Here is a 10,144-nt window from a genome sequence, read left to right as displayed (position 1 = left end):
AGCTGAACGAGCGGATGTCCCAGTTGTTGCAGGTGCTGCCGGACAAGCAGCGGGAGATCGTGGTGCTGCGCGTGGTCGTCGGCCTGTCGGCGGAGGAGACCGCGGATGCGGTCGGCTCCACCCCCGGGGACGAACCGGGACTCCCGGGCGTGCCAGGCGGTTCACCGGACGATCGTGGCCGTCGACGTCGCCGGGTACGGGGACTGCCGCAGGACCAGCCCCCATCGGCTGGTCTTGCGACAGGCGCTCTACCAGGCCCTGCAGCAGGCTTTCGACGGCGCGCGAGTGCCGTGGCGGGCCTGCGGGCAGATCGGCTGCGGCGACGCGTGCTGGTGCTCGTTCCGCCCGCGATCCCCGAGAGTGCCGTCGCGGACTCACTCCCTCGCGCGCCGGCGGACCGCCTGCGGCGCCACAACGACCTGCACGCGCCCGAGGAGCGGCTCGGTCCGCGGATGGCTCTGCACGCCGGAGAGATCGTCCGCGACGAGTACGGAGTTACGGCACCGTCGATCGATCACGCGTTCCGGCTTCTCGCCGCGCCGCCGGTCAAGGCCGCGCCGGCCTCGAGCGGGCCGCTGGTCGTGGTCACGTCCGCTTGGTTCCACGACGAAGTGGTGCGCCGGTGCCCCACGATCGGCTCCACGGCGTTCCGTCCGGCCGAGGTTGCGGTGAAGGAGACCTACGCGGTCGGCCGGCCGGCTGTCCCGGGGACCGCCGCCAGGCCCCCGGCGACACCCTGCCGCCCCTGACTCGGGACGCACCGGGCGGGCCGCGATCCCCCGGCGGCAGCGCGGGATCGGGCCGGGGGCGGCCCCGGCGACCCGCCGGGACCCCCGCTCCGGCGTGTCGCGCGAAAAGTTCTCCCAACGGGCCTTGGGTCCTATATGGACGACCACTGTGGACGGCTCACCGACCGCATTTTGCCTGTTCAGGGGCATGGCGGGAGTTCGGCCCGCGTTCCGGTCGGCGTGCGAAGGGGGTCGCCGGAGGGCCGGAACCCGCCCCCGTACAAGGAAATATTTCGACCCCCGGTTGGATTTTGTGCGGTATTGGTAATACCGTGTGCAGTGTCGGCCGAGATGGGCCGTGACTAGTAGTTCCACTATGGAGGACTGGAATGACGAACAAGGCCCAGCTGATCGAGGCGCTGTCGGAGCGTCTGGGCGACAAGAAGGTGGCTTCGCAGGCCGTGGACGGTCTGGTGGACATCATCATCCGGACGGTCAACAAGGGCGAAAAGGTCAACATCACCGGCTTCGGGGTGTTCGAGAAGCGCGCCCGCGCCGCTCGCACCGCCCGCAACCCGCGCACCGGTGAGGCCGTCCGCGTCAAGAAGACCAACGTGCCCGCCTTCCGCGCCGGCACCACCTTCAAGGACGTCATCTCCGGCACCAAGAAGCTCCCGAAGGCGACCCCGGTCAAGCGCGCCACCACCGCGGCGACGAGCACGCGGTCGACCGCCACCAAGACGGCGGCGACGGCGGGGTCCTCGTCGTCTTCGGCCCCGGCCAAGGCCACCACCTCGCGCACCACGCGGGCGGCGGCGGCCAAGCCGGCCACGACACGTTCGACCACCACGCGGACCCGCACGGCGGCCGCGAAGCCGGCCGCGAAGGCCACCGCCACCAAGGCGGCCCCGAAGACCACGGCGGCCAAGACCACCGCGGCCAAGGCCACCACGGCGAAGGCGACCACCTCGCGGGCCAAGACCGCCGCCGCCAAGCCGGCCGCGACCAAGACCGCCGCCGCCAAGAAGCCGGCCGCCGCCAAGGCCCCGGCCAAGCGCACCTCCGCCGCCAAGAAGAAGTAACACCGGCGACGATCGGAAGGGCCCCGCACCTGCCTGGTGCGGGGCCCTTCCGGCGTCCGGGGCCAGGGAAGTCACCCGACGCGCCGCCGGCGGCGAGGGGCTGCGGCCCCCGGGCGCCCGCACAGACCGGGCTGAGATCGCCGCTCCCGGCTCCCGGGCCGGAACGGACCTTCCCGGACCCCGACCGGCTCCCAACCCCGCTCCGGGCGCTTGAACGACATCCAGTCGCCCGCTCCGCCCGCTCGGTGCCGGGCGATGGCCCGGCGGCCGCCTCACCCGGCACCGGCAGTCTCGTGCCTCCTCCGGCGCCCACCGTGCGCGCCATCGGTCAAAGCCACAGCCCGACACCGGCAGACCCCGCGCTCCCGCCGCGGCCCGCGGCATCGGCGAAGTTCCCGCCGACCTGCCATCCGCCATCGGCAAAGCCCCGCGCCCGCCATCGACAAATCCCGCGCTCCCGCCGCGGCCGACGACATCGGCAAAGTTCCCGCCCTCCGGCCCGCCGTGCGCGACATCGGCGAAGCCCCGCGCCCACCGGCTGCCATCGGCAAACCCCGCGCCCTCACCGCCGCCTCACGCGACATCGGCGACAGAACCGATCCGCCGCCCTTTCCCGGCGCGGATTACCCGCCTCCCCTCACCCCCGGAACCGGTCCCGGTCACCGCTCACCCGATCGCCCCGCCGAACGTCGAAGAATTCACCGCCGCCACTCGTTGGGGTGACACCCCGGCCTTTCCGCCCGTGGCCCCTGACGGTTGCGTTCGCGGCTTCGCGGGTAGCCGTGGCGGTACGGAACGCAATCCGACCGCAAGGAGTGGCGATGACGGCGAACGAAAACAACCCCGAACCGGACCTCGCGCACAGCCGGCAGCTCATCAAAGAGGCAAAAGAAGCGGCCGAAGAGGCAAAGCTGGCCGATCCCGCCGAAGGGGCCGCCGACGAGGCGCTCGCCACGGATCCGCCCTACCACCACGGCGCGGGCTCCACGCCGTCCGGGACGTAGATTCCCGGCGGCATTTCCGCCGGTATTGCCGCTCCGCCGCGGCCGCCGGGGGAAAGCCGCGTCCCGCCCGCCACGGCGGCGGCCCCGTCCTATCAGGACCACCGGGGGCCGCCGCCGTTCTGCGGAAGAAGGAGGAAATTGCCGTACGTCTCCCCGGGTGGATACACTCCACCGAAGAACGCCGACCATTGTGCAACTTGTCACACGTCGCGTTCCCCCGGACGCACATCCAGCTGAGGAGCATTCACGTGGCCCAGAAAGTCCTCGTCGAGATCCTGGACGACATCGACGGCAGCACCGCCGCCCAGACCGTTCAGTTCGGCCTCGACGGCGTCACCTACGAAATCGACCTTTCGGACGAGAACGCCACCGCCCTGCGCGACGAACTGGCCCGCTACATCGCGGCCGGCCGGCGCATCGGCGGCCGCAAGGTCCGCGTCGCCACCGGGCAGTCGACCACGACCAGCACGACCGACCGCGAGCGCAACCAGCAGATCCGTGCCTGGGCCAACGCGAACGGCTACGAGGTTTCCGAGCGGGGACGCCTGTCCTCCGAGGTGATCGCCGCCTACGAGCAGGCCCAGGTCGAAGAGACCGAAACGCCCGCCGCGCCGCCGCGCAAGCGCGCTCCGCGCAAGAAGGTCGCCGCCGCCAAGAAGTAACGCGGTGGCCGTCGGATCACTGGGGGAGAGATCTCGGCAACGCCCGCGGCGAAGGAAGCCGGCCTTCGCCGCGGGCATTCCCCACCGGACGTGGGAGGCATCACACTTCTCCCGTTGTCAGGAATTGTCATCGCATTCGGCGCCGCGTTTCCCGGAACTCACCCGCGCAGCGCCGGGCCGATCCAGCGGCGGACCAGGACGCGCAGTTCGCCGTCGGTGAGCGGCGGTGTCGACGGGTACTGCAGGAACGACAGGAACAGCCGCATCAGGACTTCGGCGAGACCCCGGAGGTCCTCGTCGGTCGCGACCCCGGCGGCGGCCCAGTCCACCGGCAGGTTGCGGAGGATCCGCGCCCCGTACGAGAAGGCCAGCGGCGAGATGACGCCGTCGGTGAAGAAGTCCGCTTCGCCCGCCTGCAGCAGCAGGCCCATGCGCGGTTCGCCCGGAAGCGTCCGGACGGCGAACACCACCGATTCCACCGCGGCCTCGGCGGCCGTGCCGAACGCGGCCAGGTGCCGCTCCATCCGCCCGGCGAACTCTTCGACGCCGGCCAGCGCGACCGCGCGCAGGATCTCCTTGAGGCCCGGGAAGTACCGGTAGACCGTCTGCCGCGTGACGCCCGCCTCCGCGGCGACGTCGGAGAGGCTCGTCTTGGCCAGGCCGGCCCGGTCGAGGCACGCCGTCGCCGCTTCGACGATCCGGCGCCGTGCCTCGTCTTCCGTGCCGGGCGGGTTGCCCTGCCATCCGTGGTGCCCCATGCCGCCCATCTTCCCCGAGAGGGCGGTCAACCCGGGGCAGGGGCGCGGTCGCGCCGGTACAGCGCCAGCACCAGCAGGCCGGCCGCGGCGAAGCAGGCGAGCGCGTACGGCCCGCTGCCGACCGGGGTGCCGTCCGCGGTGACACCGTCCTTCGCGGCCAGGTAGGACGGCAGGGCGCCGAGCCAGAACACCGCCATCGCACCCAGGTAAACAGCCGGGTAGCTCCGGGTGAAGGCCGACAGTGGCTCCCCGGGCTCCCCCGATCGCAGGTGCACCACGACGATCCAGGCGCCCGCCACCCACAGCAGGCCGAGTTCGACGCCGAGGATCCAGGCCCGCGCGGTGGTGTTCTCCCCCGCGAAGCCCGACGGGATCCCGGCGATGGCCATGGCCGGCGGCGTCAGGACGCCGGCCAGCAGGATGCGCAGGGGCAGCCCGCGCCGCGGCGGACCACCCGCCAGCTTCACGACGAGCCAGGTCATGGCGGCCATCGACACGGAAGCGAAGAGCAGCATGCTGTTCAGCGGGACCGACGCCAGCGCCGGCCGGTCGACGAGCGTGTTGCCCGGGTTCCAGGCCCACCACTTCAGCTGCGGGCCGAGGTGGTCGAAGACTTCGTAGAACACCTGGCAGGCGAAGGCCACCGCGACCGACCCCCGCAGCGCGCCCCGCCGGAAGAGCCCGAGCGTGCGCACGACCTCGTAGGCGAGCTGGCTGATCACCGGGTAGAACGCCACGATGTAGAGCGGCAACCGGTCCGCCATGAACTGCACGGTGAACCGGTTGTGGGCGAAGACGAAGCCGTAGAGCCGGTCGAGGCCGAACCACTCCGGGAAGTACAGCGGCGGCTCGGTGACGAAGAGGTAGACCAGCGAAGCCCACCACAACGCCAGGTTCACCGGATCGCCCTCGCGGCGGCGGCGCAGCGCGTGCACCAAGGCGAACACCGCACCGCCGACGATCAGCACCTCCAGCAGCGGCATCGTCCAGTGGGCGAGTGCCCACGGCGGCCGGACCGAACCCACCGGCGAGACGTCGTGGCAGTCGAAGCCGAGCCCGCGGGTGACGGCTTCGGCGTCCGGCCCGCACGCCGCGGTCATCGCGCGTTCGCCGCGTGCGGGCCGGACGCCGAGTAGTCCGTGGCCGGCGGCTCGGCCCGCGGGTCGAAGCCGGACGGGACCCGGTGCCACCCCAGCGCCGCGCGGACGCGGTAGCGCGCCAAACCCGCGAGCACACGCGGGTTGCGCAGCATCCGCCCGAGCGACTCGTCCAGGTTGAACACCTTGGCGAAGTGCTCGTCGACCACCGGGTCTTCGCGGGCGGCCCCGACCACGAGACTGAACGCCGGAGCCGACACGGCCGCCACGAGACGCCGCCGCCACTCCGGCAGCTGCTCGGTGCCCACCGCGCACGCGTAACCCTGGTCCCGCGCCATCGCCAGGCGCCACGGCACCCGCAGCAGACGGCGTTGCGCGGCGAAGAAGCGTGCGGAGAACTTCGCGTCCAGCCGTCCGGCGCGGGCCAGGTGCTCGCGCAGCAACAGGGCCGAAGCCGACGCGGAACTGATCCCCTGGGCGTAGAAGGGGTTGAAGGCGCAGATCGAGTCGCCGACGAAGACCAGCCGCCGCGGCGGGGTGCGCAGGCGGTCGTAGCGCCGCCACTTGTTGCCGGTCGACCGGGTGAGGTGCACCGGCGAGGCGGGCGCGCAGCGGTCCATGGCTTCGGCGAACAACGGCGTCCGCACCCGGCGCGCCGTCTCGACGAAAGCGGCGGTGGTGCTGGGCATTTCGAGTCCCCACGACCCCATGCACGCGATGACGCGGTTGCCCTCGATCGGGAAGAAGTTGACGAGGAACTCGTGCTCGGCGGGGTGGTCGCCCTTGTCCGGCGTCGGCATGATCACCAGGTGCCGCCACCACCAGGAGGCGGGCCGTTCGGCGGGCAGGTCGTACCAGCGCGAGGTGTAGGTGACCTTGGCGTCGAGCGTCCGCACCGGCGGCTCGGGCCAGCCGGCCGCCGTCAGCCAGCCGGCGACGGGGGAACCGCGGCCCAGCGCGTCGACGACGAAGTCGGCGTCGACGTGCTCCTCGCCGCCGGCCGCGGTGAAGTCCACGCCGGTGATTTCCCCGCCCGCCGTCGTCAGGCCGCGCACCGAGACGCCTTCGCAGACGACTACGTCCGGCAGCTCGCGCACCTTGTCCCGCAGCACGCGCTCGATGAGGATCCGGGAGCCGTAGACCATCGTCATCGCGCTGCGCTTGCGCGCCGACCAGCCCGGCCCGTCGAGGTAGGCGGCGTCCATGGACGGCATCAGCAGCAGCCCGCCCGCCGCGATGAGGTCGTCCTCGAAGCCGGGGAACAGCGCGCCGATCGCGCGCCGCCCCGAGTTGAGGAGGAAGTGCGGGTGCTTGCTCTGCGGCACCCCGCGGCGGTGCTCGGCGCCGTCGGGCAGCTCGTCGCGTTCCAGCACCAGCACGCGGTCGAAGTGCGGGGCCAGCGCGCCGGCCGCGCACAGACCGGCGGCACTGCCGCCGAGGACGACGGCGGTCTTGCCGAGCCGCATGCGGATCACCCTCCTCGTCATTCATACAAAGAGACGTCGAATGTATGAATGACGGGTGCGGGTGTCAAGCCCCCGACCGGTCCACTGTGGACGTTTCCCGCGCCGCCTGCCCGGGTAATCCCGCTGCGACGGGAGGCGGGCCATGACCGACGACGAGCCGTCCACAGCCGCGAACTTGCAGGCGGTGGCCGCGGAGCTGGGGCTGCAGCCGGAGGACACCCGGGCGCACCCCGGCGACTTCACGGGCGGGCAGATCCGCTTCGCCGGCGAGGCGGGCGAGCGCGAGCCGAGCGACTACCTGCTGCGCTGGACACCCGGGGAGGGCTGGGAGCTGGCCGCGGAGGCGGGCGACCCGGCGTTGCGGGTCGTCGCCGGGCTGCCGGGCACGCCGTCCCCCGAGGCGGTGGCCGACTTCGTCCTGACCACGTTGTCCGAACGCGGCGAACGCCCGGTCCGCCGGTCGGACGAGCCGGGCCCGGAAACGCTTCCGCGCGCCGGGAACCCGCCGCTCGGCTGACCCACCGGTGGCGCCGGATCAGCTGCTGAGCCCGGGCAGGCTCCTCACGAACTCGGCAGACTGGTTCACGGACGTTGTCAGGAGGGATGCCGTGGGCGCGATCGCGTCGAGTCCCGTCGCTCTGGTGCTCTACCTCGTGCTGCTGGTGGGCCTGGTGGTGTTCCTGGGGTACGCGTGGTTCACCCGGTACCGGGAGAACTGGGACGAGCTGCTCCGCAGGTGGTCGGCCAAGCGGGACGAGAAGCGCAACGGCGAGGATCCGCCGGAGGAGTGAGCAGCTTCGGCGGCTCGCGCGGAAACCTCACCGCGCCAGGTGTTTGCGGACGTCTTCGGCCACGGCGGCGCGGCCGTTCATCCGGTACTTGGCCAGGATGCTGCGCACGTGGGTCTTGACGGTGTGCAGGCTGACGCCCAGCTCGCGGGCGATCTCGTCGTTCGGCATGTTGCTGCCGAGGAGAACCGCCACGCCCTGTTCGGCGGCCGTGAGGGACATGAAGCGTTCCTCCGGGCCGTTGTCGATGTCGAGGGTCAGTTCCACCAGGTCGGACTGGAGCTGCTGGCAGCCGGTGACGATGCGGTGCAGGGCTTCGCGCATCGAGGCGTCCGGCGTTTCCAGCGCGTCCTGGGCGCGCTGCCGGATGTCGGCCACGCGCGAGGACAGCAGCTCCACGATGTGGTCGGCGGTGATCACCGGCGGCGCGTCGCCGACGCCGGCCGGGAGGCGGCGGAGGGCGTCGACGTCTTCGGCCTCCTTCGTCAGCACCCGGGCGACCAGGTCGGCCAGCCACTCGAAGGCCCGCACCGAGTTGTCGTCGAAGGTGTGCGGCCGGTAGTTCTGCATGGACATCATGCCGAACACAACGGGCTCGCCGTCGCGGCCGCGGCGGAACAGCGGGGTGGTGACGGCGTCGGCGGACGTCCGGCTGGTGTCGCCCGACGCGACGCCGGCGTGGAGCGCGGCCCCGTTGTCGTACTGCATCCGGTAGGTCTGGCGGTGCTTCAGGAGCCACGCGGCCTGCCCGTGCGGCCCGTAGATGTGGGACTCCGGATCGGTGGACATGCCGCTGTCGTAGCCGTAGGGGTAGCGGACGCGGTTGGCGCCGTGGAAGAAGCCGATGTAGAAGTGGTCCAGGGCCACGATCTTGCTCATGACGGCGCGGGCGTAGTCGTACAGGCCGTAGTGGTCGTTGCGGTAGTGGGCGTCGATCTTGTGGAACGCCTCCCGCAGGACCAGCGTCGTCTCCGCGTTCACCCGAAGCCGGGCGTTCCGCCCCGGCTCGCCAGAAGGCACCGTTCCTCCTCCGAAGCTCCCGCACCGGTTCTGACGGACGGCGGGGCCGCCCGGGGATGAGGCCGCGGGCGGATCCGGTCACTCCGCGAGCGATGGAGTCCCGGCCGCGCCACTGCCACGGTGGACGGGCCGGGCTGCGGGGAGAGACGGAGGGGTTCCCATGGAGACGCACTGACGTCGCACAGGCGGTGCCGGGGCCGCCTCCCGGCGGTGTCCTCAGAGGACGGAACTCCGGCACACACGCTGGTCGCCACCACGAAACAAGCCCCGCCGACCGTGGTCGACGAGGCTTGTTCGCTGGTACCCCCGATGGGATTCGAACCCACGCTACCGGCGTGAGAGGCCGGCGTCCTAGGCCGCTAGACGACGGGGGCTTAGGATCTTCCCTGGTTTCCCAGGGGCTTTTCGGTTTTTCTTGCTGGAGAGAACCTACCAGAAGCGATTTCCCGCTCCGCAGGGGGGTCACTCTCCGCAGCTGGGGTACCAGGACTCGAACCTAGACTAACTGGACCAGAACCAGTCGTGCTGCCAATTACACCATACCCCAGTGAGGTACTGCTCCGGCTGGCCGGTTCAGCACCGCACGAGGAGAAATACTAGAGCACGCCGTTCCGGACCGTGAAGGCGGGGGTGCCACTGCGGCGCTGGGCCGGGACGCCGATCGTCGCGTACTCCGAAACGAGCAGCTCAGGCAGCTCCGCGAGGCCCGCCACCGTGTGGACGCCCTCCGGGGCGCGCTCGCCGATGCCGTCGCGGTCGAGCCAGACCGCGCCCAGGCCCGCGTCGCGGGCGCCGATCGCGTCCGTGTCCAGTTTGTCGCCGACGTGGACCGCCTGCGCCGGGGCGCAGCCCAGGCCCAGGCACACCGTGTGGAACATCACCGGATCGGGCTTGGCCACGCCGAGCTCGCCCGCGATGGCGACGTGGTCGAAGAACGGGGCCAGGCCGAGGTCGGCGATCTTCTTCCGCTGGTGGACGCCGGAGGCGTTCGTCACCGCGGCCAGCAGCAGGCCCGCGGCGCGCAGCCACTCCAGGCAGTCGAGGACGTCGTCGAACAGCTGCCAGGAGTGGTCGAGCAGTTCCCGGCGGCGACGCTCGAAGGAGCACACCTGCTCGGCGTCGGCTTGGATGCCGATTTCGGCGAGGAAGCAGTCGGTGCGGCGCTGGTGCATCGTCGCGTAGTCGAGTTCGCCGGCGACGACGAGGGCGACGTGCTCCTCGGTGATCAGGTCCCACAGCGGCCACAGGTCGCCCCGGCCGGTGAGGATGTGGAGGCTGCGGCGGATCGCGGCGGTGCAGTCGATGAGCGTGTCGTCGATGTCCAGGCACACCAGCCGGAGCTCGGGCGGCGCCCAGGGCTCGGACGCCGCCGCGGCGGGCGGGGCGGTTCGCGAAGGGGTCCGGGGTGCCGCGGCGAAATCCACCCAGTGAGGCTAGGGCAACCGCCGCGTTCGCGACGCTGCCAAAGAGGTGATTGCCGCTCCGCTGTTCCGGCGCACCGGCTCTACTCCCAGTTGGCGGACCGTCCCCGTTCGGTTA

10 protein-coding genes, 2 tRNA genes and 1 pseudogene are annotated in these 10,144 nt (G+C 71.7%); 6 read left to right on the top strand and 7 right to left on the bottom strand.

Annotated features, from left to right (window positions below):
- From ACLJOU_RS38105 to ACLJOU_RS38090, 4 genes and pseudogenes are all read left to right on the top strand, one after another.
- Nucleotides 1-128 (top strand): annotated as a pseudogene (locus tag ACLJOU_RS38105) (sigma factor-like helix-turn-helix DNA-binding protein); the annotation flags it as partial.
- 989 nt (nt 129-1,117) lie between these two features.
- Nucleotides 1,118-1,810: an HU family DNA-binding protein gene (locus ACLJOU_RS38100; RefSeq protein ID WP_410574133.1), complete on the top strand. Its 693-nt coding sequence runs from the start codon at nt 1,118-1,120 to the stop codon at nt 1,808-1,810.
- Between the two features lie 821 nt (nt 1,811-2,631).
- Nucleotides 2,632-2,814, top strand: a complete 183-nt coding sequence (locus ACLJOU_RS38095) for a hypothetical protein (RefSeq protein ID WP_410574132.1) — start codon at nt 2,632-2,634, stop codon at nt 2,812-2,814.
- Between the two features lie 248 nt (nt 2,815-3,062).
- A complete protein-coding gene (locus ACLJOU_RS38090) occupies nt 3,063-3,476 on the top strand; it encodes a histone-like nucleoid-structuring protein Lsr2 (RefSeq protein WP_410574131.1) in 414 nt (137 codons plus the stop codon).
- A 158-nt stretch (nt 3,477-3,634) separates the two neighbouring features.
- On the opposite strand, the gene ACLJOU_RS38085 is transcribed toward ACLJOU_RS38090, so the two are convergent.
- From ACLJOU_RS38085 to ACLJOU_RS38075, 3 genes are read right to left on the bottom strand one after another with little or no spacing between them, the layout of a single operon-like run.
- A complete protein-coding gene (locus tag ACLJOU_RS38085) occupies nt 3,635-4,234 on the bottom strand; it encodes a TetR/AcrR family transcriptional regulator (RefSeq protein ID WP_410574130.1) in 600 nt (199 codons plus the stop codon).
- 26 nt (nt 4,235-4,260) lie between these two features.
- Nucleotides 4,261-5,334 carry a hypothetical protein gene (locus tag ACLJOU_RS38080; protein ID WP_410574129.1) on the bottom strand — a complete coding sequence of 358 codons (1,074 nt, stop codon included), beginning with the start codon at nt 5,332-5,334 and terminating at the stop codon, nt 4,261-4,263.
- A complete protein-coding gene (locus ACLJOU_RS38075) occupies nt 5,331-6,797 on the bottom strand; it encodes an NAD(P)/FAD-dependent oxidoreductase (protein ID WP_410574146.1) in 1,467 nt (488 codons plus the stop codon). The genes ACLJOU_RS38080 and ACLJOU_RS38075 overlap by 4 nt, the downstream gene beginning before the upstream one ends.
- A 142-nt stretch (nt 6,798-6,939) precedes the next feature.
- Between ACLJOU_RS38075 and ACLJOU_RS38070 the strand changes: the two genes are divergently transcribed.
- Nucleotides 6,940-7,314, top strand: coding sequence for a DUF6292 family protein (locus tag ACLJOU_RS38070; protein ID WP_410574128.1), 375 nt, complete (start codon nt 6,940-6,942; stop codon nt 7,312-7,314).
- A gap of 91 nt (nt 7,315-7,405) precedes the next feature.
- Nucleotides 7,406-7,588 (top strand): hypothetical protein, encoded by a 183-nt coding sequence (locus tag ACLJOU_RS38065; protein ID WP_410574127.1) that lies wholly within the window; start codon nt 7,406-7,408, stop codon nt 7,586-7,588.
- Nucleotides 7,589-7,615: 27 nt separating this feature from the next.
- On the opposite strand, the gene ACLJOU_RS38060 is transcribed toward ACLJOU_RS38065, so the two are convergent.
- The 4 genes from ACLJOU_RS38060 to ACLJOU_RS38045 form a co-directional block, all read right to left on the bottom strand.
- On the bottom strand, nt 7,616-8,605 hold the full coding sequence (locus ACLJOU_RS38060) for a LuxR C-terminal-related transcriptional regulator (RefSeq protein ID WP_410574126.1): 990 nt from the start codon (nt 8,603-8,605) through the stop codon (nt 7,616-7,618).
- Between the two features lie 298 nt (nt 8,606-8,903).
- Nucleotides 8,904-8,979 (bottom strand) — tRNA-Glu (locus ACLJOU_RS38055).
- Nucleotides 8,980-9,080: 101 nt separating this feature from the next.
- Nucleotides 9,081-9,152: transfer RNA gene (locus tag ACLJOU_RS38050), tRNA-Gln, on the bottom strand.
- 49 nt (nt 9,153-9,201) lie between these two features.
- Nucleotides 9,202-9,936 (bottom strand): HAD family hydrolase, encoded by a 735-nt coding sequence (locus tag ACLJOU_RS38045; protein ID WP_410574145.1) that lies wholly within the window; start codon nt 9,934-9,936, stop codon nt 9,202-9,204.
- Nucleotides 9,937-10,144 lie beyond the last annotated feature (208 nt).

The sequence above is a fragment of the Amycolatopsis sp. cmx-4-61 genome (assembly GCF_046548775.1).
GTDB lineage: Bacteria > Actinomycetota > Actinomycetes > Mycobacteriales > Pseudonocardiaceae > Amycolatopsis.
Note: the sequence above shows the minus strand (reverse complement) of the source record. Positions and strands in the feature narration are given on the sequence as shown.